23 protein-coding genes are annotated in these 23,880 nt (G+C 50.7%); 11 read left to right on the top strand and 12 right to left on the bottom strand.

Going from position 1 to position 23,880, the window contains the following annotated elements:
- Positions 1-173 precede the first annotated feature (173 nt).
- The 6 genes from rlmKL to rmf all read left to right on the top strand — a co-directional run bounded on the left by rlmKL (position 174) and on the right by rmf (position 8,286).
- Positions 174-2,282, top strand: a complete 2,109-nt coding sequence (gene rlmKL / locus H9644_RS16455) for a bifunctional 23S rRNA (guanine(2069)-N(7))-methyltransferase RlmK/23S rRNA (guanine(2445)-N(2))-methyltransferase RlmL (RefSeq protein WP_191775425.1) — start codon at positions 174-176, stop codon at positions 2,280-2,282.
- An 11-nt stretch (positions 2,283-2,293) separates the two neighbouring features.
- Entirely contained in the window at positions 2,294-4,201 is a 1,908-nt protein-coding gene (locus tag H9644_RS16450; RefSeq protein WP_064528391.1) for an ABC transporter ATP-binding protein, read from the top strand.
- Positions 4,202-4,404: 203 nt separating this feature from the next.
- The gene (gene pqiA, locus H9644_RS16445) at positions 4,405-5,658 is read left to right on the top strand and encodes a membrane integrity-associated transporter subunit PqiA (protein WP_064528393.1); all 1,254 of its coding nucleotides are present in this window, start codon (positions 4,405-4,407) and stop codon (positions 5,656-5,658) included.
- Positions 5,659-5,662: 4 nt separating this feature from the next.
- Positions 5,663-7,303 (top strand): intermembrane transport protein PqiB, encoded by a 1,641-nt coding sequence (gene pqiB, locus H9644_RS16440; RefSeq protein WP_064528395.1) that lies wholly within the window; start codon positions 5,663-5,665, stop codon positions 7,301-7,303.
- On the top strand, positions 7,300-7,863 hold the full coding sequence (pqiC, locus tag H9644_RS16435) for a membrane integrity-associated transporter subunit PqiC (RefSeq protein ID WP_064528397.1): 564 nt from the start codon (positions 7,300-7,302) through the stop codon (positions 7,861-7,863). The genes pqiB and pqiC overlap by 4 nt, the downstream gene beginning before the upstream one ends.
- Before the next feature lie 255 nt (positions 7,864-8,118).
- Positions 8,119-8,286 carry a ribosome modulation factor gene (rmf, locus tag H9644_RS16430; RefSeq protein ID WP_000828648.1) on the top strand — a complete coding sequence of 56 codons (168 nt, stop codon included), beginning with the start codon at positions 8,119-8,121 and terminating at the stop codon, positions 8,284-8,286.
- 69 nt (positions 8,287-8,355) lie between these two features.
- Here the strand turns inward: rmf and fabA are convergent, their stop codons facing one another.
- Together fabA and H9644_RS16420 are read right to left on the bottom strand one after the other, a co-directional pair.
- Positions 8,356-8,874, bottom strand: coding sequence for a bifunctional 3-hydroxydecanoyl-ACP dehydratase/trans-2-decenoyl-ACP isomerase (gene fabA, locus H9644_RS16425; RefSeq protein WP_000227926.1), 519 nt, complete (start codon positions 8,872-8,874; stop codon positions 8,356-8,358).
- A 68-nt stretch (positions 8,875-8,942) separates the two neighbouring features.
- Complete coding sequence (locus H9644_RS16420; protein WP_191775415.1) at positions 8,943-10,703, bottom strand: AAA family ATPase; 1,761 nt, start codon at positions 10,701-10,703, stop codon at positions 8,943-8,945.
- Positions 10,704-10,888: 185 nt separating this feature from the next.
- Between H9644_RS16420 and matP the strand changes: the two genes are divergently transcribed.
- On the top strand, positions 10,889-11,341 hold the full coding sequence (gene matP, locus H9644_RS16415; protein ID WP_064528401.1) for a macrodomain Ter protein MatP: 453 nt from the start codon (positions 10,889-10,891) through the stop codon (positions 11,339-11,341).
- Between the two features lie 74 nt (positions 11,342-11,415).
- On the opposite strand, the gene ompA is transcribed toward matP, so the two are convergent.
- Both ompA and sulA read right to left on the bottom strand, forming a co-directional pair.
- Positions 11,416-12,468: a porin OmpA gene (gene ompA / locus H9644_RS16410; RefSeq protein ID WP_064528817.1), complete on the bottom strand. Its 1,053-nt coding sequence runs from the start codon at positions 12,466-12,468 to the stop codon at positions 11,416-11,418.
- 356 nt (positions 12,469-12,824) lie between these two features.
- A complete protein-coding gene (gene sulA, locus H9644_RS16405; protein ID WP_064528402.1) occupies positions 12,825-13,334 on the bottom strand; it encodes an SOS-induced cell division inhibitor SulA in 510 nt (169 codons plus the stop codon).
- 217 nt (positions 13,335-13,551) lie between these two features.
- On the opposite strand from sulA, the gene sxy reads away from it, so the two are divergent.
- Positions 13,552-14,181 (top strand): CRP-S regulon transcriptional coactivator Sxy, encoded by a 630-nt coding sequence (sxy, locus tag H9644_RS16400; RefSeq protein WP_064528405.1) that lies wholly within the window; start codon positions 13,552-13,554, stop codon positions 14,179-14,181.
- Here sxy and yccS read toward each other — a convergent pair.
- Positions 14,144-16,306 (bottom strand): YccS family putative transporter, encoded by a 2,163-nt coding sequence (yccS, locus tag H9644_RS16395; RefSeq protein WP_074399512.1) that lies wholly within the window; start codon positions 16,304-16,306, stop codon positions 14,144-14,146. The two genes, sxy and yccS, sit on opposite strands and share 38 nt — an antisense overlap.
- Before the next feature lie 9 nt (positions 16,307-16,315).
- Entirely contained in the window at positions 16,316-16,762 is a 447-nt protein-coding gene (locus H9644_RS16390; protein WP_064528407.1) for a YccF domain-containing protein, read from the bottom strand.
- A 122-nt stretch (positions 16,763-16,884) separates the two neighbouring features.
- Here H9644_RS16390 and helD point away from each other — a divergent pair, with 122 nt between their 5' ends.
- On the top strand, positions 16,885-18,939 hold the full coding sequence (gene helD / locus H9644_RS16385) for a DNA helicase IV (RefSeq protein ID WP_191775463.1): 2,055 nt from the start codon (positions 16,885-16,887) through the stop codon (positions 18,937-18,939).
- 31 nt (positions 18,940-18,970) lie between these two features.
- Here helD and mgsA read toward each other — a convergent pair whose 3' ends face one another.
- A complete protein-coding gene (gene mgsA, locus H9644_RS16380) occupies positions 18,971-19,429 on the bottom strand; it encodes a methylglyoxal synthase (protein WP_064528411.1) in 459 nt (152 codons plus the stop codon).
- Between the two features lie 95 nt (positions 19,430-19,524).
- Positions 19,525-20,187 (bottom strand): DUF2057 family protein, encoded by a 663-nt coding sequence (locus H9644_RS16375; protein ID WP_191775412.1) that lies wholly within the window; start codon positions 20,185-20,187, stop codon positions 19,525-19,527.
- Positions 20,188-20,359: 172 nt separating this feature from the next.
- On the opposite strand from H9644_RS16375, the gene H9644_RS16370 reads away from it, so the two are divergent.
- Positions 20,360-20,773: a CoA-binding protein gene (locus tag H9644_RS16370; RefSeq protein ID WP_064528416.1), complete on the top strand. Its 414-nt coding sequence runs from the start codon at positions 20,360-20,362 to the stop codon at positions 20,771-20,773.
- Positions 20,774-20,817: 44 nt separating this feature from the next.
- Here the strand turns inward: H9644_RS16370 and hspQ are convergent, their stop codons facing one another.
- Both hspQ and rlmI read right to left on the bottom strand, forming a co-directional pair.
- Entirely contained in the window at positions 20,818-21,135 is a 318-nt protein-coding gene (hspQ, locus tag H9644_RS16365; protein WP_001295356.1) for a heat shock protein HspQ, read from the bottom strand.
- Between the two features lie 57 nt (positions 21,136-21,192).
- The gene (rlmI, locus tag H9644_RS16360) at positions 21,193-22,383 is read right to left on the bottom strand and encodes a 23S rRNA (cytosine(1962)-C(5))-methyltransferase RlmI (RefSeq protein WP_064528417.1); all 1,191 of its coding nucleotides are present in this window, start codon (positions 22,381-22,383) and stop codon (positions 21,193-21,195) included.
- A 94-nt stretch (positions 22,384-22,477) separates the two neighbouring features.
- On the opposite strand from rlmI, the gene yccX reads away from it, so the two are divergent.
- On the top strand, positions 22,478-22,756 hold the full coding sequence (gene yccX / locus H9644_RS16355; RefSeq protein WP_191775410.1) for an acylphosphatase: 279 nt from the start codon (positions 22,478-22,480) through the stop codon (positions 22,754-22,756).
- Here the strand turns inward: yccX and tusE are convergent.
- The gene (gene tusE / locus H9644_RS16350) at positions 22,753-23,082 is read right to left on the bottom strand and encodes a sulfurtransferase TusE (protein WP_000904443.1); all 330 of its coding nucleotides are present in this window, start codon (positions 23,080-23,082) and stop codon (positions 22,753-22,755) included. The genes yccX and tusE overlap by 4 nt on opposite strands.
- Before the next feature lie 91 nt (positions 23,083-23,173).
- Complete coding sequence (gene yccA, locus H9644_RS16345; RefSeq protein ID WP_000375136.1) at positions 23,174-23,833, bottom strand: FtsH protease modulator YccA; 660 nt, start codon at positions 23,831-23,833, stop codon at positions 23,174-23,176.
- Positions 23,834-23,880: the final 47 nt, after the last annotated feature.

Genomic DNA, 23,880 nt, shown 5'->3' with positions numbered 1-23,880 from the left:
ACAATTTTCTTAGTGCCTATCCTATTAGGCTATTTTATTTGTCAGTTTAGCCCTGGGCAGTGCTCGAAATCCTCACGTACTTGTGTACGCTCCGGTTTCTCTGCGCTGTCCATGTCTAAACTGACTGCAACAATTACGCCTACTGCGGTAGGCCTTAGAGTAAAAGTGACGATATGAATTCTCTGTTTGCCAGTACGGCCCGTGGGCTGGAAGAGCTGTTAAAAACTGAACTCGAAAACCTGGGGGCCGTTGAATGCCAGGTGGTTCAGGGTGGGGTCCATTTCAAGGGCGACACGCGGCTTGTTTACCAGAGCCTGATGTGGAGCCGCCTGGCCTCGCGTATTATGTTGCCGCTGGGTGAGTGCAAGGTTTACAGCGACTTAGACCTTTATCTCGGCGTTCAGGCGATCAACTGGACAGAGATGTTTAATCCTGGCGCGACCTTTGCTGTCCACTTCAGCGGTCTGAATGACACCATCCGCAACAGCCAGTACGGCGCGATGAAAGTCAAAGATGCGATCGTTGATGCTTTCACCCGCAAAAATCTGCCGCGTCCGAATGTCGATCGCGATGCGCCGGATATCCGCGTGAACGTCTGGCTGAATAAAGAAACTGCCAGCATTGCTCTCGATTTAAGCGGTGACGGTTTGCATTTGCGCGGCTATCGTGATCGTGCTGGTATTGCGCCAATCAAAGAAACTCTGGCGGCGGCAATTGTGATGCGTTCCGGTTGGCAGCCAGGAACACCGTTGCTTGATCCGATGTGTGGTTCCGGTACGTTGCTGATTGAAGCGGCGATGCTGGCGACCGATCGCGCGCCAGGTTTGCACCGGGGACGCTGGGGCTTTAGCTGCTGGGCGCAACATGATGAAGCTATCTGGCAGGAAGTTAAAGCGGAAGCGCAAACCCGCGCCCGTAAAGGACTGGCCGAGTACAACTCTCATTTCTACGGTTCTGACAGCGATGCGCGGGTGATTCAACGTGCGCGCACTAACGCCCGTCTCGCGGGGATTGGCGAACTGATCACTTTTGAGGTGAAAGATGTTGCGCAACTGACCAATCCGCTACCCAAAGGGCCGTACGGTACAGTGTTGAGCAACCCGCCTTACGGCGAGCGTCTGGACAGCGAACCGGCGCTGATTGCGTTGCATAGTCTGCTGGGGCGGATTATGAAAAACCAGTTCGGCGGCTGGAATCTCTCTTTATTCAGTGCCTCGCCAGATCTGTTAAGTTGCCTACAGCTGCGTGCAGACAAACAGTACAAAGCGAAAAACGGTCCATTAGACTGTGTGCAGAAAAACTATCATGTAGCCGAAAGTACGCCGGACAGTAAACCGGCGATGGTAGCGGAAGACTATGCCAACCGTCTGCGTAAGAACCTCAAAAAGTTCGAGAAGTGGGCGCGTCAGGAAGGCATTGAATGCTACCGCCTGTATGACGCCGATCTACCGGAATACAACGTCGCCGTTGACCGCTACGCCGATTGGGTGGTGGTGCAGGAGTATGCGCCGCCGAAAACCATTGATGCGCACAAAGCGCGTCAACGTTTGTTCGATATTATCGCGGCGACCATTTCGGTACTTGGGATTGCGCCAAACAAACTGGTGCTGAAAACCCGTGAACGCCAGAAGGGCAAAAATCAGTACCAGAAATTGGGCGAGAAGGGCGAGTTTCTTGAAGTCACCGAATATAACGCTCATCTATGGGTGAACCTGACGGATTATCTTGATACTGGTTTGTTCCTCGATCACCGTATCGCCCGTCGTATGCTTGGTCAGATGAGCAAAGGCAAAGATTTCCTCAACCTGTTCTCCTATACCGGTAGCGCCACCGTGCACGCGGGATTAGGCGGCGCGCGCAGTACCACTACGGTGGATATGTCGCGTACCTATCTGGAGTGGGCAGAACGTAACCTGCGCCTTAACGGCTTAACCGGCCGTGCGCATCGCCTGATTCAGGCCGACTGCCTGGCGTGGTTGCGTGAGGCTAATGAACAGTTCGATCTGATATTTATCGATCCACCAACGTTCTCCAACTCGAAACGAATGGAAGATGCGTTTGATGTTCAGCGCGATCATCTGGCGCTAATGAAAGATTTGAAACGTCTGCTGCGCGCAGGTGGGACGATTATGTTCTCGAACAACAAACGTGGCTTCCGTATGGATCTCGACGGACTGGCGAAACTGGGACTGAAAGCACAAGAAATTACGCAAAAAACGCTCTCCCAGGATTTTGCCCGGAACCGCCAGATCCACAACTGCTGGCTGATTACCGCAGCCTGAAAGGAATAGTAATGTCATTAATCAGTATGCATGGCGCATGGCTGTCGTTCAGCGACGCGCCGCTTCTCGATAACGCAGAACTGCATATCGAAGATAACGAACGTGTTTGTCTGGTAGGCCGTAATGGCGCGGGCAAATCGACGTTAATGAAGATCCTCAATCGTGAACAGGGGCTGGATGACGGGCGCATCATTTACGAGCAAGATTTGATCGTAGCTCGTCTGCAACAGGATCCGCCGCGTAACGTTGAAGGCAGCGTTTATGATTTCGTTGCCGAAGGCATTGAGGAACAGGCCGAGTACCTGAAACGCTATCACGATATTTCGCGCCTGGTGATGAACGATCCGAGCGAGAAAAATCTCAACGAACTGGCGAAGGTGCAGGAGCTGCTGGATCACCATAACCTGTGGCAGTTGGAAAACCGCATCAACGAAGTACTGGCGCAGCTTGGGCTGGATCCTAACGTCGCGCTGTCGTCACTTTCCGGCGGCTGGTTGCGTAAAGCCGCATTAGGACGTGCGCTGGTGAGTAATCCGCGCGTGTTGCTGCTCGATGAACCGACTAACCACCTGGATATCGAAACCATCGACTGGCTGGAAGGTTTCCTCAAAACCTTCAATGGGACGATTATTTTTATCTCCCACGACCGCTCATTTATTCGCAATATGGCGACGCGCATTGTCGATCTCGATCGCGGCAAACTGGTGACCTATCCGGGGAATTACGACCAGTATCTGCTGGAAAAAGAAGAAGCACTGCGCGTGGAAGAACTGCAAAATGCCGAGTTTGATCGCAAACTGGCACAGGAAGAAGTGTGGATCCGTCAGGGGATCAAAGCTCGCCGTACCCGTAATGAAGGCCGCGTGCGCGCCCTGAAAGCAATGCGTCGCGAACGCGGTGAACGTCGCGAGGTAATGGGTACTGCAAAGATGCAGGTGGAAGAGGCCAGTCGCTCCGGTAAGATCGTTTTCGAAATGGAAGATGTTTGCTACCAGGTTGATGGTAAGCAACTGGTGAAAGACTTTTCCGCCCAGGTACTACGTGGCGACAAAATTGCCCTGATTGGCCCGAACGGCTGCGGCAAAACCACGTTGCTGAAACTGATGCTTGGTCAACTTCAGCCAGATAGCGGGCGGATTCACGTCGGCACTAAGCTGGAAGTGGCTTATTTCGACCAGCACCGCGCGGAACTCGATCCCGATAAAACGGTGATGGATAACCTTGCTGAAGGCAAGCAAGAGGTGATGGTTAACGGTAAACCGCGCCATGTGCTGGGCTATTTGCAGGACTTCCTGTTCCATCCGAAGCGGGCGATGACGCCGGTGCGCGCGCTCTCTGGCGGGGAACGTAACCGCCTGCTTTTGGCGCGTCTGTTCCTGAAACCCAGTAACTTACTGATCCTCGACGAACCAACCAACGATCTTGATGTTGAAACGCTGGAACTGCTTGAAGAGCTGATCGACAGCTACCAGGGCACGGTATTGCTGGTGAGTCACGATCGTCAGTTTGTCGATAATACCGTAACAGAGTGTTGGATCTTCGAAGGTGGCGGCGAAATTGGCCGTTATGTCGGCGGTTATCACGACGCGCGTGGACAGCAAGAACAGTATGTGGCGTTAAAACAGCCTGCGGTGAAAAAAAACGAAGAAGTGGCTGCGCCGAAAGCAGAAACTGTAAAACGCAGCAGTAGCAAACTAAGCTATAAATTGCAGCGCGAATTAGAACAGCTACCGCAACTGCTTGAAGATTTGGAAGCAAAACTGGAAGCCTTACAGGCGCAGGTGGCAGATGCCTCTTTCTTCAGCCAGCCCCATGAGCAGACGCAAAAAGTGCTCGCCGATATGGCAGCTGCGGAGCAGGAGCTGGAGCAGGCTTTTGAACGTTGGGAGTATCTTGAAGCGTTAAAAAATGGTGGCTGATCGCTAATTAGTTAAGTGAAAAGAGAGACTGCTGACAATGGCCAAATTGCCTGATGCGCTACGCTTATCTGGCCTGGGTGGAAACGTCAATTTATTGCGTTTCCACAACTTCCCTGAGCGGATAATGCGGTAGTTCAGCATCCGGCATAAAAGCGAGTGCTATGTCAGCATTCTGTAGAATAGCGCATCATTAAGGAGTACCAATGTGCGAACATCATCATGCCGCGAAGCACATCCTGTGCTCGCAGTGTGACATGCTGGTGGTTTTACCCCACCTTGAGCATGGTCAGAAGGCGGCATGCCCTCGGTGTGGCACAACGTTAACCGTTGCGTGGGATGCCCCTCGACAGCGTCCTACCGCTTATGCGTTGGCTGCACTGTTCATGCTGCTGCTGTCCAACCTGTTCCCTTTTGTGAATATGAACGTTGCGGGGGTAACCAGTGAGATTACGTTGCTGGAAATCCCGAGCGTACTATTTTCCGAGAACTATGCCAGCCTCGGTACTTTTTTCCTGTTGTTTGTGCAACTGGTCCCCGCGTTTTGCCTGATTACGATTTTACTGTTGGTGAATCGTGCGGAATTACCCGTTCGTTTAAAAGAACAACTGGGGCGGGTGCTTTTTCAGCTCAAAACCTGGGGAATGGCGGAGATTTTCCTTGCCGGTGTGTTAGTCAGCTTTGTCAAACTGATGGCTTACGGCAGCATTGGCGTGGGCAGTAGTTTTATTCCCTGGTGTTTGTTTTGTGTGCTGCAATTACGCGCCTTTCAATGCGTTGACCGTCGCTGGTTATGGGATGATATTGCCCCGATGCCAGAGCTTCGCCAGACGCTGAAACCCGGCATTACGGGAATACGCCAGGGGCTGCGCTCTTGCTCATGCTGTACGGCAATTCTTCCTGCCGATGAGCCAGTGTGTCCGCGCTGTGGCACCAAAGGATATGTTCGACGTAAAAACAGCCTGCAATGGACGTTGGCACTGCTTTTTACGTCGATCATGTTATATCTCCCGGCGAACATCTTACCCATTATGGTGACCGATTTTTTAGGTTCTAAGATGCCGTCGACCATTCTCGCCGGGGTTATCTTATTATGGAGCGAAGGCTCTTATCCGGTTGCCGCAGTCATCTTTTTAGCCAGTATTATGGTGCCGACTTTAAAGATGATCGCTATAGGCTGGCTTTGCTGGGACGCGAAAGGGCACGGCAAGCGTGATAGTGAAAGAATGCATTTGATTTACGAAGTTGTTGAGTTTGTAGGCCGCTGGTCAATGATTGACGTTTTCGTGATTGCGGTGCTCTCGGCGTTGGTGCGTATGGGAGGCTTAATGAGTATTTATCCGGCAATGGGTGCATTAATGTTTGCTTTAGTCGTCATAATGACAATGTTTTCTGCGATGACGTTTGATCCGCGTTTGTCGTGGGATCGTCAACCTGAACCAGAGCATGAGGAGTCCTGACAGTATGGAATCTAATAGTGGGGAAGCCAAAATCCAGAAAGTGAAGAACTGGTCCCCTGTGTGGATATTTCCCATCGTTACGGCACTCATCGGGGCCTGGGTACTTTTTTATCATTACAGTCATCAAGGGCCGGAAGTTACCCTGATCACTGCTAATGCGGAAGGAATAGAAGGCGGCAAGACGACCATTAAAAGCCGTAGCGTGGACGTCGGTGTGGTCGAAAGTGCTACGCTGGCTGATGATTTAACGCATGTTGAAATCAAAGCGCGTCTCAACGCCGGTATGGAAAAATTGCTGCACAAAGATACTGTCTTTTGGGTAGTGAAACCACAAATTGGCCGTGAAGGCATCAGTGGTCTTGGTACGTTGCTTTCCGGGGTGTATATCGAGTTGCAACCGGGGGCTGCAGGCAGCAAGCAAACAAAATATGATTTGCTTGATTCTCCACCGTTGGCCCCACCAGATGCCAAAGGGATCCGTGTCATTCTTGACAGCAACAAAGCTGGGCAGCTCACAGCGGGAGATCCCGTGCTGTTTCGTGGATATCGCGTAGGGTCGGTTGAAACCAGCACCTTCGATACCCAGAAGCGTAATATCAGCTATCAACTGTTCATCAACGCGCCTTATGATCGCCTGGTAACCAGCAACGTTCGCTTCTGGAAAGATAGCGGCATAGCGGTGGATCTGACATCGGCGGGGATGCGCGTAGAGATGGGTTCATTGACGACGTTGCTAAGTGGTGGTGTCAGCTTTGACGTGCCTGAAGGGCTGGATTTGGGACAGCCGGTTGCGCCAAAAACGTCATTCGTTTTGTATGATGATCAGAAGAGTATTCAGGATTCACTGTACACAGATCACATTGATTACCTGATGTTCTTTAAAGATTCGGTACGCGGTCTGCAACCAGGCGCGCCAGTGGAATTCCGCGGTATTCGTCTCGGTACGGTAAGCAAAGTGCCATTCTTTGCGCCGAATATGCGTCAGGTCTTTAACGATGATTATCGCATTCCAGTCATGGTGCGTATTGAACCAGAACGACTGAAAATGCAGTTAGGTGAAAATGCTGATGTGGTAGAACACCTGGCCGAATTGCTGAAGCGCGGTTTACGCGGTTCACTGAAGACCGGGAATCTGGTTACGGGAGCGCTGTACGTTGATCTGGACTTCTATCCAAATACCCCGGCAATTACCGGTGTGCGTGAGTTTAATGGCTATCAGATAATCCCGACCGTTAGCGGTGGTCTGGCGCAAATCCAGCAACGTCTGATGGAAGCGTTGGATAAGATTAACAAACTGCCGTTGAATCCGATGATTGAACAGGCGACCAGTACACTGTCGGAAAGTCAGCGCACGATGAAAAACCTGCAGACTACGCTGGATAGTATGAACAAGATCCTTGCCAGCCAGTCGATGCAACAGTTGCCGACGGATATGCAGTCGACACTACGCGAATTGAACCGCAGCATGCAGGGCTTCCAGCCGGGTTCCGCAGCTTATAACAAGATGGTGGCGGATATGCAGCGTCTTGATCAGGTATTGCGTGAACTGCAACCGGTTCTGAAAACGCTCAACGAGAAGAGCAACGCGCTGGTATTTGAAGCGAAGGATAAGAAAGATCCAGAGCCGAAGAGGGCGAAACAATGAAAAAGTGGCTAGTGACGATAGCTGCACTGTGGCTGGCCGGATGCAGCTCCGGTGAAATTAACAAAAACTATTACCAATTGCCTGTCGTGCAGAGCGGTACGCAAAGTACCGCCAGCCAGGGTAACCGCCTGCTATGGGTCGAGCAGGTTTCTGTACCTGATTATCTGGCAGGGAATGGCGTGGTATATCAGACCAGTGATGTGAAGTATGTGATTGCCAATAACAATCTGTGGGCCAGCCCGCTGGACCAACAGTTGCGCAATACTTTGGTCGCTAACCTGAGTGCACAACTGCCCGGTTGGGTCGTAGCTTCCCAGCCTTTGGGAAGCACTCAGGACACGCTTAATGTGACGGTGACTGAGTTTAACGGCCGTTACGATGGTAAGGTGATTGTGAGTGGCGAGTGGCTGCTAAACCATCAGGGACAACTGATAAAACGTCCGTTCCGTGTGGAAGGGGTGCAGAATCAGGATGGTTACGATGAAATGGTCAAAGTGCTGGCCAGTGTCTGGAGTCAGGAAGCCGCGACTATTGCGCAAGAGATAAAGCGTTTACCTTAATTATAAAGATTTGTAAATATAACCGTCTCCGGCATGTAGCCTGAGGCGGTTTTTTTGTTTATAAGTCACGGGAAAACTTGTTCCGCTTCACATTTTTTGTACAACCGACATGCCCGTGTAGCTCACAAATATGGCAGTGGTGTGAATTTTGCGCATTGACGGCAGTTATGATTCGCGGTATTGCTTAACTGTGATTGCACATTTAGTAATCACTGTTTTCTTTTCCACCAGAAACCAGTATGAGGGAAACGAGGCATGAAGAGACAAAAACGAGATCGCCTGGAACGGGCACATCAACGTGGTTATCAGGCCGGCATCGCCGGACGCTCAAAAGAAATGTGTCCCTATCAGACGCTGAATCAAAGGTCACAATGGCTGGGAGGCTGGCGAGAAGCCATGGCGGACAGGGTAGTAATGGCCTGATTCTGTCTCTTTAAAAAGAAACCTCCGCATTGCGGAGGTTTCGCCTTTTTATACTCTGTCTGATTAAAATCAGAATGCAGACGTATCCTGGAACAGACCCACTTTCAGATCGTTGGCGGTATAGATCAAACGACCATCAACCAGCACTTCGCCATCCGCCAGGCCCATAATCAGACGACGGTTAACAATGCGTTTAAAGTGAATACGATAGGTCACTTTTTTCGCCGTCGGCAGCACCTGGCCTGTGAATTTCACTTCGCCAACGCCAAGGGCGCGGCCTTTACCTTCGCCGCCCAGCCAGCCGAGGTAGAACCCTACCAGCTGCCACATCGCGTCCAGGCCCAGGCAGCCCGGCATTACCGGATCACCGATGAAGTGGCAACCGAAGAACCACAGATCCGGATTAATATCCAGTTCTGCTTCTACATACCCTTTGTCGAAGTTACCGCCCGTTTCAGTCATTTTGACCACACGGTCCATCATCAGCATGTTTGGTGCTGGCAATTGTGGGCCTTTAGCACCAAACAGTTCACCGCGACCAGAGGCAAGAAGGTCTTCTTTTGTATAGGATTCGCGTTTATCTACCATGTTCTCTGTAAGCCTTATTTTATTGAAGCACGCAGGATAGCTAACACGTGTACGCTGAACAAGTCCGATCAGTTCGGAATAATCCAGTTCAGCCAACGTAGTGGCCACGGAAAACGGTGACGCCCTTCCTGTTGCGATGCTTGCGCGATACGTTCCTGGATAGTTTGCATCAGCGTCGTCTGGCCTTCGCCATCCCACACCAGATTTAATAATAACGGCAGTGCATCAGTCACATCGTCCACTGCCCAGATGGTGAATTTGCCTTCCTCTACCGCCTTCACCAGTTCACTGTGAAGACTTAAATGGCGGACGTTAGCGCTGGGGATTATCACACCTTGCTTCCCACTTAGCTCACGCTGCTGGCAGATAGCAAAGAAGCCTTCGATTTTCTCATTCAGACCACCCACTGGCTGGGCGCGACCGAACTGATCCACTGAACCTGTAATGGCGATACTCTGATTCACCGGGACATCGGCGAGGGCGCTGATCAGAGCGCAGAGTTCGGCCATTGATGCGCTGTCACCATCCACTTCACTGTAAGATTGCTCAAAGGTGAGTGACGCCGAGAAAGGGATCTGTTGCTCAAGCTGAAGTTCCGACATCAAAAACGCCTGCATGATCATCATCCCTTTAGCGTGAATGTTGCCACCAAGTTCCGCTTTCCGTTCGATGTCGGTAAATTCGCCGTCGCCAATGTGTACAACACAGCTAATGCGCGAAGGCTCGCCAAATGCGCGTGGATGGCCCGGAAACTCGATTACCGAAAGGGCGTTTATCTGACCGATGCGTTCACCTTCGGTTTCAATCAGGATCTGCTCCTGAAGGATTTCATCCTGCATGCGCTCGGCGAGGAAACCTTCGCGCCATTCCCGCTGCTGTAGCATTAAGTTTAGCTGCTCGCCGGAGAAGGTATCACCTTCGCACAATGAAGCGACCTCTTTACACTGGCGGAGGATCCACTGCGGACTAAGTGGCAGCGTTTCTTGCTCACCGGTATAGCGTACTGCCTCGCGGATAAGTACCGGCCAGGCGTCGGCATCTGGCGCTGGCAAGTGGTTATGTCGGGCGATAAAAGTCACCCAGCGACACCACTGGCTTACGGATTCGGCATCGACTATCTGCAGAGTATCTTCAAATTCGCTATAGATAGCTTGTTCGGACAACTCTGGCTCCATCTCCTGGAAATCGGCCAATGAATCGCGTTCGCCTACCAGAATGACTTTCAGCTTCAATGGCATCGAAGGTACAGAGACGGGGAGAGGGCGCGACTCATCAAATGCTACCCAATCGAAGCGTTCCCGGTTGACGATGTTCTTCAGACGCATCCACAGCAGTGGCTGGGCCAGCAGTGTACGCAAGGAGATAATCAAAATGCCGCCATTGGCCTGATGTACCAGTCCTGGCTGCAAGGTAATGTCGCCATTAAACTGGCGCAGACAGCCAAAAAGCTGTTCGGCTTCAGCCCACTCAGCTGTAACAACCTGGGTTAAGGTCGCAAAATTATCGTCAACGCTTACTGCGTTCCGTAAGCGTATGGTGTGGCCGGAAATCTCATAGTGACCGCCCATCAATTGGCCTGCATCGCTTTGTAGCGTGCGTGCTGCATCGGCTATAAGATTCAGATAATCGGATTCTTCCGGCGCTTTCGCCAGTATAAAAGAGGATGATGCCCGCGCGTGCAGTAACTGCTCAAGCGCAAATTGCAGTCGCGGTTGAGTGTCACTGAATAAAGGATCGTTTTCGTCAATCAAATGTGGCTGTGCGAATACTTCCTGATAGCTTTCGGTATCAGGAATCAGGTCACGCCATGCAAGTTTCGTAATGGTCAAAGTCGATGTTTTTTAGTCTGTTGTCAAAGGCGCGATTATACCGTAACCGGCACTGCAGCACACGTAGAAAGCACCGACAAAAGTCCTGGCATACGCGTTAAGGCTCACAGGACAGAGATTCTTTTCATCACGCAGGTAAAAAGCTGATATTCTGTAAAGAGTTACACGGTAACATTGAGATCGCTATGAAATATCAACAACTTGAAAATCTTGAAAGTGGTTGGAAATGGAAATATCTGGTGAAGAAGCACCGTGAAGGTGAGTTGATCACCCGTTACATAGAGGCCAGTGCCGCCCAGGAAGCCGTCGATGTGTTGCTATCGCTGGAGAACGAACCTGTACTCGTAAATGGCTGGATTGAAAAACATATGAATCCAGAGCTGCTTAATCGTATGAAACAGACGATTCGGGCCAGACGAAAACGGCACTTTAATGCGGAGCATCAGCATACGCGCAAGAAATCTATCGATCTGGAATTTATTGTCTGGCAAAGGTTAGCAGGGCTTGCGCAACGGCGAGGTAAAACGCTATCCGAAACGATTGTCCAGCTGATTGAAGATGCTGAAAACAAAGAGAAGTATGCAAATAAAATGTCTTCTTTGAAGCAGGATTTGCAGGCATTACTTGGTAAGGAATAACTGGCGAAGGTCATTTACTTTGCTACAGATGAAAAAAAACCCCGCAGTAGCGGGGTTTTTTATTAGACGAGAACTTAAGCCTGCGGCTGAGTTACAACGTCTTTGATGCCTTTAACTTCGATCTCTACGCGACGATCCGGAGCCAGGCAGTCGATCAGTGCAGCACGCTGTTTCACGTTGTCACAGGTGTTGCCAGTAACCGGGTTGGATTCGCCCATACCACGTGCGGAGATCTTGTCAGACGGGATACCTTTGGAGATCAGGTAATCAACGACGGACTGAGCACGACGCTCGGACAGACCCTGGTTGTAAGCGTCAGAACCGATGCGGTCAGTGTAACCCAGAACAACTACGGAACCGTCTTTCGGATCCAGGTTGCTCAGCTGGCTGTACAGCTGATCCAGAGCAGCCTGACCTTCCGGTTTCAGGGTTGCTTTGTTGAAGTTGAACAGAACGTCAGACTTCAGAGTGAAGTGCTTGGTCTGTACTTCTGGAGCCGGAGCCGGAGCCGGAGCAACTACAGGAGCTGCTTCACCCTGACCAAAACGGTAGGAAACACCCAGGCTCAGCAGACCGTTGTCCGGACGAGTACCGATGGTGTTAGCGTCACCGATGTTGTTGGTCCACTGATATTCCAGACGGGTAGCGATTTCTGGAGTGATCGCGTACTCAACGCCGCCTGCGAATACCGGAGAAACGCCGGTGTCGTGGTCTTTAAAGGATGGGCCACCAGGTACGTTAGCCTTGGTGTCTGCGCGCCATACCATACCACCCAGACGAGTGTAGATGTCCAGATCGTCAGTGATTGGGTAACCCAGTTTAGCGGTCAGTTGAACGCCCTGAGCTTTGTATGCGCCGTTGATGTTGTCGCCTTTGTACGGCATACGACCTAACCAGTCGTAACCCATTTCAAAGCCAACATACGGGTTAACCTGGTAACCACCAAAAGCACCTGCACCCAGTTGGTTTTCGTGGGTCGGACCATTGTTAGGAATGAAACCAGTGTCATGGTACTGGGACCAGCCCAGTTTAGCACCAGTGTACCAGGTGTTATCTTTCGGAGCGGCCTGCGCTACGGTAGCGAAACCAGCCAGTGCCACTGCAATCGCGATAGCTGTCTTTTTCATTTTTTGCGCCTCGTTATCATCCAAAATACGCCATGAATATCTCCAACGAGATAACACGGTTAAATCCTTCACCGGGGGATCTGCTCAATAGTAACTCTGCCGATAAATTCGGCTTATGCCGAGCACCCCTGGCGATGTAAAGTCTACAACGTAGTTGAAAACTTACAAGTGTGAACTCCGTCAGGCATATGAAAAAAAAGACTTGTATAAGGTACGTTTAACCTTTTTTGTTAACGATACTTTACAGGATAAAATCGCGGAAACCGCTTCAGACAAGCCTCCACAAGTAAAATTAGTGACGAGTGAAAGCGTCTACGGGTTAACAAAAAAATTTCCAGGATTAATCCTAAATTTACTTAATGATACAAATTTGAGTGAATTTTTAGCCCAGAAAGTTGTCTCGTGGCGTGAGAGTGTGTGCTTACTGGACGCATAATAAACCCCATTGCGTTGCCTTCATTAGCGGCATCGACAAGATCAGCATGCTCTTCTTCTGTCAGATCGTCTGCCAACCAACCGATCACTACGCTGTAATTTCCCGTACGCAAAGCACGAACCATTGATTCCACAGTGTGACAAGGGGAAAGCTGGCTTATCTGCATCACCTTAGTTAAGGGTAGTCCCGCTGCCTGAACCCATTCACGACTTAGTTTTTGTTGCGGCGTTAACCAAAGTTGCCAACGCGATTGTTGGCCGAGTTGCTGTAATAATGGCAAAAGCAGGAGTTGCGTCATCATGGGCTGATCTTCGCGATAGACAACTTCACTAATTAGCCCGGCTGTAGTGTTTTCCGTAGAGACACGCGCAATTTTGCTTGCTGTGGAGGAGAACATCGAAGAACGATTTGCGTAGCCTGAAGTGTACATAATCAATCCAGCCCTGTGAGTTACTGTATGAATATACAGTACATCCAGTGACAACAAAGATCAACACAAATTTCGGAAAGAGCCTCGCAATTTTTGTCGTTGGTGACCTGAAAACTTAAATTAATCTTGCCCCTTGAGAATAAGTTGCCTATTTTCGTATTTAACGGATCCGTTAATGTGAATCATTCTTTTATATTATGATTTTAAAAGGAATTTTATGAAAAGCCTCTCCTACAAGCGGATCTATAAGTCACAAGAATACCTGTCGACGTTAGGCACTATTGAATATCGTTCGTTGTTTGGCAGTTACAGTCTGACCATTGACGATACAGTGTTTGCGATGGTTTCTGATGGTGAGTTGTATCTTCGGGCTTGTGAGCAAAGCGCACAGTACTGTGTAAAACATCCCCCAGTCTGGTTGACATATAAAAAGTGTGGCCGCCCCGTTACTCTCAATTACTACCGGGTTGATGAAAGCTTATGGCGGAATCAACAGAAGTTGGTGCGGCTGTCGAAATATTCGCTGGACGCTGCGCTTAAAGAGAAAAGTACGCGCGATACCCAGCAACGGCTGAAAGATTTGCCCAATATGTCTTATCACCTGGAAGCGATTCTCGGGGAAGTGGGGATTAAGGATGTTCGGGCGCTACGTATACTTGGGGCGAAAATGTGTTGGTTGCGACTACGGCAGCATAACAGTCTGGTGACAGAAAAGATTCTGTTCATGCTTGAAGGCGCAATTATCGGTATTCATGAAGCAGCGCTCCCGGTGGCACGCCGCCAGGAGCTTGCAGAATGGGCTGATTCCATTACACCGAAACAGGAGTTTCCTGAGGAACTTGAGTAATCCGACGTTGCAGACGGCCAATTTCTGGCAGTAATGCAATCAGTAACCCGATTTGCTGTACGACCAGAGGTTCTTTGCTGTCTGCCCGTGGTTCAAGTTGTTGCATCCGCTGTTTCAGGCCAGCTAATGCCTGATTGACGCGTTCTTCATCGGCAGGTTGATGATGTAGCGCGTCATCAACATAGCAAACTGCATCATCAAGAAACGCCAGAATTTCAGGGTTGGTTAACTGCTCGCGGTGTGCGCCGAGGGCAGAAATATAGCTGGTAAACGTATGGTTAAGGCACAGTAAACGGAACGCGTCATCGCGAATTTGCGGTGTGACATTCGGTTCACTGGACATATTCGACACCACCGATGCCAGTTCAGCATCACGGTTGTGCGCATCGCGACGGGCAATACGATACGCCAGACGGTTGTCACGCCCCTGATGATATTGCTCAAGAATGGCATCGAGATAACGACAGTTAGCATCCGTCGCGCGTTCAAGCATTCGCGGCAGATTGCGAAACCGCCAGTCGGGCCAGATGTAGCTCACCGCCGCCCATGCTATTGCACACCCGATAAGCGTATCGATTACGCGAGGCAGTGCGACTTCAAAACCTTCACCCAGCAGGTTGAAGCACAGTAGCACCAGAAGCGTAATGAACATCGTTGCATGAGCGTATTGCACGTTACGGAAGGCAAAAAAGAGCACGCCGGTAATCACCAGCAGCACCAGTTGCCCTTCCAGTGACGGAACAAACCACAGCACAGGAATACCAATAGCAATACCCACCAATGTGCCAATAATTCTTAGCTTCAGACGGTGGCGCGTGGCGTTATAGTTTGGCTGGCAGACAAACAGACTTGTCAGCAAGATCCAGTACCCGTGATGCATCCCGGTAATTTGAATGATGGCGTAGCCAACACACAATACCAGCGACATTCTCACCGCGTGGCGGAAGAGTGCAGACTCCGGCGTTAAGTTACGCTTAAGACGCAGCCAGATATCACTAAACCCGCGAGGGCTGTCGTCGGCGAGTTCATTTTCGTCTGTATTGTGGGGCTGCGCCTGGACTTGTCCTGATTCAATAGTCGCCAGTTGGGCATCAATGGCTCGTAAATTATTCAGCAGGAATCCCAGTATTTTTAGCAGATCGGCGGGCGCACCGTTTTCGCGCATTCGCTCAAGTGCGGCGTCAATATGCGTAAAAGCGCGTTCAAAATGTGGATCGTGCTGATAAGGCTGGCGCAGCAAAATACAGCGTGACAATTGTTGGCAAGCTTGTCCCTGCATCGACATCAGGCGCTGGAAGCGAAACAGTACGTCGCTGTGGCGAAAATGTTCTCGCAGCGTTTGATACTGAATATGTGAAGAGCTCGCCCGCTCGTGGATATCCTGCGCGACAAAGTAATAATGCAGTGTACGACGCGTTCCTCGCTGACCGCGGTCGCCGCGTAAGCGGGTCAGCAGCGAGATTTTCGTCTGGTTCAGCGTCACCATGAGCTGCCCGTTGGCGAGCGCCAAATCATACAGTGGTGCCTGGCTTTCATCCTCAATATCAGGATCAAACATACGTGACTTGAGTTCCAGATACCGCGCCAGCTGTTCATAACAACGAGCCAGGTTGTCCTGCAACGGGCGGACAGGGAACAACAAATGACCAATAAGTGTCAGGATGTTGTACCAAACTGCACCAGCAAGCAGATAGATAGGCTGCTGATACCAGTGCTCATACAGAGAGGTTCCCAGCATCGTGTAAATGGCAATCAGCAATGCACCGAAGGCGATGGTCGCATAGCGTTGACCCAGACCACCAAGCAAAATAAAGCCGCTGGTGGAGAGCGTTAAACCAATGGCGAACAGCCAGGGCCACGGAAATAACAGTTCTACTGAAGCCGAGGCAATAAAAAAACAGAACAGCGTAATAATGAGATTACGCAGACGTCCCGCGAGCCGGTCGTCGAGATCGGTCAGTGCTGCTGCCACCATTCCGAGAGTCAACGGAATTGTAAGTTTTACATCACCCAGCCACCACGGAAACGCAGTAGTGCCGCAAAGTGCGATAAAAATGCGCGCGTAATACAGCCAGGTGCTGTTCCAGGTATAGCGTTTGAGCAAAGGACTTAGCATAAAGGCCATAATGTTGGATTATTGGAAACGGCGACGTGCATTGGCTTCACGCGCAGCTTGAGCTGTTTCTACTGATACCACGCGGCGTCCGACCGGCCACAGTGCAATAGCGGCAATTTTAAAGTTCGCAATACCAACCGGAATACCAATGATGGAAATGCATTGCGCGATACCTGTTGCTATATGCATAAGGCATAGCCACCAGCCGAAGAAAATCAGCCAGAAGATATTCAGCACCGTACCGCCAGTGTTTAGCAGCACATTTTTGCCCGCCGGGTTTAGTTCATCGACATGAATAGCTTCATTGCCATAAGGCAGCAGAGACAGTTTGGTTATCTCCCAGCATGATCGTGTCAGCGGTAAGGTAAAAATCAGCACAATACTGACCAGGGTCGCTAACAGCCAGCCAAGAGTGGTGGCGAATCCGCCAAGCACAAAGTTCAGAATGTTCAAAACGGTACGCATAAAACCTCGCTTTACTGTGGTTTTCAGTAATGGGCGGCAATTGTAACGTTTTTTTGGGCTGGAGCACGTTTTCTCTGGCGGTTACACTGATAAGAAATGACATCGTGTGGATCTACAGAGACATGGAACTGAAAGCGACAACTCTTGGCAAACGTCTGGCACAGCACCCTTACGATCGGGCGGTGATCCTCAATGCCGGGATAAAAGTTTCCGGCGATCGCCACGAATACCTTATTCCTTTCAATCAACTACTGGCTATTCACTGCAAACGTGGTTTGGTATGGGGCGAGCTGGAATTTGTGTTGCCTGATGAAAAAGTCGTGCGTCTGCATGGCACTGAATGGGCAGAGACGCAGCGTTTTCACCATCATCTTGATGCTCACTGGCGGCGCTGGAGCGAGGAAATGAGCGAAATTGCTGCTGGCGTATTACAGCAACAACTGGATCTGATTGCTGCCCGCACTGGAGAAAATAAATGGCTGACGCGGGAGCAAACCACTGGGGTACAGCAACAAATTCGTCAGGCTTTGTCAGCGTTGCCGTTACCGGTTAATCGCCTGGAGGAATTTGATAACTGTCGTGAGGCGTGGCGCAAATGTCAGGCCTGGCTGAAAGATATTGAAGGCAGTTGGTTGCAGCATAATCAGGCGTATACCGAAACCATGCTTAACGAATATGCGGATTTTTTCCGTCAGGTTGAGTCTTCACCGCTTAATCCGGCGCAGGCACGGGCGGTGGTTAATGGTGAGCATTCCCTGTTAGTGCTGGCTGGCGCAGGAAGCGGAAAAACGTCTGTGCTGGTGGCGCGCGCTGGCTGGTTACTGGCGCGTGGTGAAGCATCACCCGAGCAAATTTTATTGCTGGCGTTTGGCCGAAAAGCGGCGGAAGAGATGGACGAGCGGATCCGCGAACGACTGCGTACCGAAGAGATTACCGCTCGCACGTTTCATTCTCTGGCCCTGCATATTATTCAGCAGGGCAGCAAAAAAGTACCGACAGTCAGTAACCTGGAAAATGACACCGCAGCCCGCCATGAACTCTTTATTGCTGAGTGGCGCAAGCAGTGTAGTGAAAAGAAAGCGCAGGCGAAGGGCTGGCGGCAATGGCTAACGGAAGAAATGCAGTGGTCAGTGCCAGAAGGAAACTTCTGGGATGATGAAAAATTGCAGCGTCGTCTCGCCTCTCGTCTCGATCGCTGGGTCAGCCTGATGCGGATGCACGGCGGCGCGCAGGCTGAAATGATTGCCAATGCGCCTGAAGAGATTCGGGATCTGTTCAGTAAACGAATCAAATTGATGGCGCCGTTGCTGAAAGCCTGGAAAGGTGCGCTGAAAGCGGAAAACGCCGTCGATTTTTCAGGTCTGATTCATCAGGCGATTGCTATCCTTGAGAAAGGACGGTTTATCAGCCCGTGGAAACATATTCTGGTTGATGAATTCCAGGACATCTCCCCACAGCGTGCGGCCTTGCTGGCAGCATTGCGTAAACAAAATAGCCAGGCAACGTTGTTTGCTGTTGGCGATGACTGGCAGGCTATTTACCGCTTCAGCGGCGCGCAAATGTCGCTCACCACGGCCTTCCATGAAAACTTCGGTGAAGGCGACCGCTGTGATTTAGATACTACTTACCGTTTCAATAGCCGTATCGGAGAGGTGGCAAATCGTTTTATTCAGCAGAACCCTAATCAGTTGAAAAAACCGCTGAATAGCTTAACGAATGGCGACAAAAAAGCCGTCACCTTGTTGGACGAGAGTCAGCTTGACGCTTTACTGGACAAGCTATCTGGTTATGTCAAACCCGAAGAGCGCATTCTGGTACTGGCGCGTTATCACCACCTGAAGCCCGTTAGTCTGGAGAAAGCCAGGACGCGCTGGCCGAAGCTGCAAATCGACTTTATGACCATTCATGCCAGCAAAGGGCAACAGGCCGACTACGTCATCATCGTTGGTTTGCAGGAGGGGAGCGATGGCTTCCCGGCTGTGGCGCGTGAGTCAATTATGGAAGAGGCGCTACTGCCGCCGGTAGAGGACTACCCGGATGCCGAAGAACGGCGATTGATGTACGTTGCGCTCACTCGCGCACGGCACCGGGTATGGGTACTGTTCAGCAAAGAGAATCCTTCTCCCTTTGTGGACGACCTGAAAAAACTGGATGTACCGGTAGCAAGAAAACCGTAAAAAACAGGCGGCGAGTGCCGCCTGTGCGAACTTACTTCAGGCGTTCAGCGAGATAACGCTGATAATCCGGGATCAGAATATCTACAGCGTCGTTGAAATGTGGTGACTGGATGATGAAATCAGCCGTTGCCACGTTGGTGGCGACCGGAATGTTCCACACCGTCGCCAGACGCAGCAACGCTTTCACGTCGGGATCGTGTGGTACAGCATTCAGCGGGTCCCAGAAGAAAATCAGCACATCAATTTTCCCTTCTGAGATCAATGCGCCAACCTGCTGATCGCCGCCCATCGGGCCACTCAGCATCGCGTTGACGTTCATTCCTGTTGCGCGGGAAATTAAGTTACCCGTGGTGCCCGTTGCATAAAGTTCGTGCTGCTCCAGAAGCGGTTGATGCCGTTCCACCCAGCTCATGAGCATTTGCTTGCAGTGATCATGTGCCACCAGCGCAATATGTTTACGCGCCGCCATTGTGCGAGTTGTCAGTTCCATAATTTACATCCGTAGTTAACTTTCCTACAGACTACTGTAAGCACTTATCGCTGCAAGATAAAGACCGAAAAAGCCTGCGCACAGGCACAAAAATTTCAGGAAGAAGGTTGTTTTTCCGCCCATTGCAGGAAGTTATTACGCGTTTGTGGGTCAGCCAGTTTAAACCAATACTTCAGCCGTTGTTCAGTGAGCACCTGTGACTGCGGAGGAATTGCATCCAGTTCCGAAACGCCGGAGAGCAGTGTACTGTCATCTGCCATCATAGTGGCAAATTGCGGTAGCGAAGCACGTTTTGCGGATTTGTTGTAACGCTCGACCTCGACTTCATAATCAATCGTTTTTGCGGTTGAAGTAATAGCCAGAATGTCCAGCTTCACCGGAATCGGCGTCGCATCGCCATCTAACAATTCAAGGTTCGGCGCAGCGTCAAAATGGTTAGCTTCTCGTTCATTCTCCAGGCGAGGGAGGCGAAAATTTACCTGGCTAATGAGCTGGGTATTAAAGCTAACGACCAGCGGCGGGGAGATGTAAAGTCGTTCTTCATTACTGGATAGATGGATTGTCTTTTCAACGCGAAACACTAACTGGTGTGGTCCATTATCCAGTTCGATGCTGTCAGCACCGCGAAGCAGAGAACTGGAAACCTTTTTACCGTCGAGTATCAGGAGATCAACATCGCTGGACAGCCGCAGTGTGGTGGCAAAAACGGATACCGGCAAACATAGTGCAATCAAGGTGGTCATAACGCCGGTTTTCATAGATAGCTCCTGTCCAAAGACCGCCCGACTAATAATGTATCAAAATTTTTCTTTAATCATACTTACTAACATATAGACATATTTTCCGCTTTTGCTCTCATTCATTCGTATTAGCTACATGGTTGGGATGTCGGGATTGTCGTACACTTTGGTAAATAGTCTGGAGGAAATGATGAAAGAAACCGATATTGCAGGCATTTTAACGTCCACTCGCACCATTGCGCTGGTGGGAGCAAGTGACAAACCCGATCGCCCAAGTTATCGCGTAATGAAATATCTGCTCGATCAGGGCTATCACGTTATTCCCGTCTCGCCAAAGGTCGCCGGTAAAACGCTGTTAGGCCAGCAAGGTTACGGCACGCTGGCGGAGGTTCCGGAAAAAGTGGATATGGTCGATGTCTTCCGTAATTCAGAAGCAGCATGGGGCGTGGCGCAGGAGGCGATCGCTATTGGTGCGAAAACCTTATGGATGCAGTTGGGTGTGATAAATGAACAGGCGGCGGTGCTGGCGCGTGATGCAGGTCTAAACGTGGTGATGGATCGCTGCCCGGCGATTGAGATCCCCCGTCTGGGCCTGGCTAAATAAAAAATACCCGGAAGGAAAAAACCTTCCGGGCATGTTTATGAGGATTAGTTACGCAGACGCGGCGCCTGGAGTTGTTTGCGGATAGTCTGCGCTAGCTCATCCATCGACGGTTGCTCTGGATGTTCATCCTGCAATTCGCTACTTAGCTGGGCTTCAGCCAGGTAGGTATGAACCGGTAGGCCGTTGTCATCCTCCATCACCACGTGGTACCACGGAGCGGCGCGAAGCTCGTCATTCACCGCCAGCTCATCAGGCGACGGTTCAGAGAGCGAGTAAACCGGGTCGATATCCACGACCACTCCAAGATAACCTAACAGGGAATGGCGGACCTGCTGGCCGATACCGAATTTGCTGGCAATCATAGTCACCTCCCGGGAAATCTTTACCTTTGATATATGGGCAAAATTTCACTTTTCAAGTTACATGACGCGACAGGCAAACCCTTTCAGATATAGCCCTTCCGGGTAGGTAGCGATCACCGGGTGATCGGCGGCCTGACGGAACTGCTCTATAAATTGTACATCACGACCGGCATCAATTGCGGCATCGGCGATGATTTTCTGAAATAAATCGCTGGTCATCAGGCCAGAACATGAGAAAGTCAGGAGAACTCCGCCCTCATTCAACAGCTGAATGGCCAGCATGTTGATGTCTTTATAGCCACGGCAGGCGCCCATCAACTGGCTTTTATTCTCAACAAACTTCGGCGGGTCCATCACGATAACGTCAAATTTTTCACCGCGATCGCGATAGGTACGCAGCAATTTAAAGACGTCATCACGGACAAACTCAGCCTTGCTCAGATCCAGTTTGTTCAGCTCAACGTTCTGCCGTGCGATATCCAGTGCTTCTTGCGAAGTATCGACGCTGACTACCTGGCTGCATCCACCCATTAATGCCGAGACGGCGAAACCGCCGGTATAGGAGAAACAGTTGAGTACGCGTTTATTTTCAACGTAGCGGCGGGTAGCCAGGCGGCTGTCACGCTGGTCCAGGTAGTAGCCCGTTTTGTGGCCGTGTTGAATGTCCACCAGCAGCTTCATACCGTGTTCTTCAATCGGCAGCAGGGCAGGCGGCAGCTCGCCGGTAACGGGACCCTGGGTCAGTTCCATACCTTCTTTTTTACGTACTGCGACGTCACTGCGGTCGTAAATTGCGCACTCCGGATAGAGCGTTTGCAGGGCGCTAATTAATGCCGCGCGCTGATACTCTGCGCCAGCACTCAGCAGTTGCAGCACCAGAAAATTGCCGAAGCGATCGATAGTAATGCCTGGCAGACCATCAGATTCGCCCGCGATTAAACGATAGCTGTCGAGGCCATCTTTTTTCGCCAGCCAGTCGCGCCACTTTTGCGCCTGTTGTAAACGGCGAGTAAAAAAGGCAATGTCGATGGATTCTGACGGGTCAAACGTCCAGACGCGCGCACGGATTTGCGATGCTGGCGAATAAGCGCCGCGTGCTAACCATTTTCCCTGATGATCAACAATATCGATGGTTTCTCCGAGGCTGGCTTTACCTTCCATTCGGGCAACGGCGCCGGAAAAGACCCACGGATGGCGACGAAGTAATGATTTTTCGCGCCCTTTGGCTAACACTAAACGTACACTCATAATTAACTATTCTGTCGATGCAAAGAAATGGGCGCCATTGTCCGGAGTTTTCCATGGATTTGCAACGCGTCCATTAAGGATAAGGAGAGCAGTCATGTTGAAAGTCTGCATAATTGCCTGGGTTTATGGCAGGGTTCAGGGCGTAGGGTTTCGCTATACCACCCAGTACGAAGCGAAAAGACTTGGGTTAACTGGTTACGCCAAAAATCTTGACGATGGCAGCGTGGAAGTCGTTGCTTGCGGTGAAGAAGGGCAGGTGGAAAAATTAATGCAGTGGTTAAAGAGCGGCGGCCCGCATTCAGCGCGTGTGGAACGGGTTCTTAGCGAGCCGCATCATCCCTCCGGAGAGTTAACGGATTTTCGAATCCGTTAAATGCATTTTACCGGTTTAGGCAGGCCAGCAATTTTGGTGGCTTGCTTTGCCGGACCTTTCGGGAACAGTCGGTACAGATAGCGGCTATTGCCTTTCTCTTCACCAAATTTATTCGCCATCGCTTTAACCAACATACGAATCGCCGGAGACGTATTAAATTCCAGGTAGAAGTCACGCACAAAACGCACGACCTCCCAGTGTTCTGGCGACAGTGTAATGCCTTCGTTTTCTGCAATGACCACCGCCAGTGGTTCGCTCCACTGGCTACTCTCTTTGAGATAGCCTTCGGTATCGGTTTCTATCTCTTTACCTTCGAAGATCAGCATAATTATTTACTACCTTAGTCAGACTGGCGGCAGTGTAACAAAAAACAAAGCCCCGCATAAAGCGAGGCTCTGAAAGAGATAGCGGCCGGGATTAATCGCGGCTGGCGAAGCCCAGAATGCTCAACAGGCTAACGAAGATGTTATACAGCGACACATACAGGCTCACAGTAGCACGAATGTAGTTCGTTTCACCGCCGTGGATGATGTTGCTGGTTTCAAACAAAATTGCGCCAGAGGAGATCAGAATGAACACCGCGCTTATTGCCAGATGCAGAGCAGGTAGTTGCAGGAAGATATTCGCTACCATCCCGATCAGGACAACAACAATACCCGCCATCAGCATACCGCCGAGGAACGACATATCTTTGCGAGTGGTCAGCACATACGCAGAGCAGCAGAAGAACACTAATGCCGTACCGCCCAACGCCATGGCAATTACGTCACCCATTCCGGCAGACAGATAGGTGTTCAGAATTGGCCCGAGGATATAACCCAGAAAACCGGTAAACGCGAACGCGGAGATAATCCCGGTCGGCTTATTCGCCGTTTTATAGGTCAGGAACATCAAACCATACATACCCACCAGCGTCAGAATCAGTCCCGGAGATGGCAGCATCAGAACCGTACTGGCCGTCGCGGTAATCGCCGAAAAGGCCAGTGTCAGGCTCAGGAGGAAATAGGTATTACGCAGCACCTTATGGGTGCTAAGTAGTGATGTACGGTCATGTGAAGAACTAACAATACGATCCATTGAGTCACTCTCTATGACAGATGTAATTAATGAAGCAGCATAATGAT

The organism is Escherichia whittamii (genome assembly GCF_014836715.1).
Classification (GTDB): domain Bacteria; phylum Pseudomonadota; class Gammaproteobacteria; order Enterobacterales; family Enterobacteriaceae; genus Escherichia; species Escherichia whittamii.
This window is presented reverse-complemented; position numbering and strand designations above follow the sequence as displayed.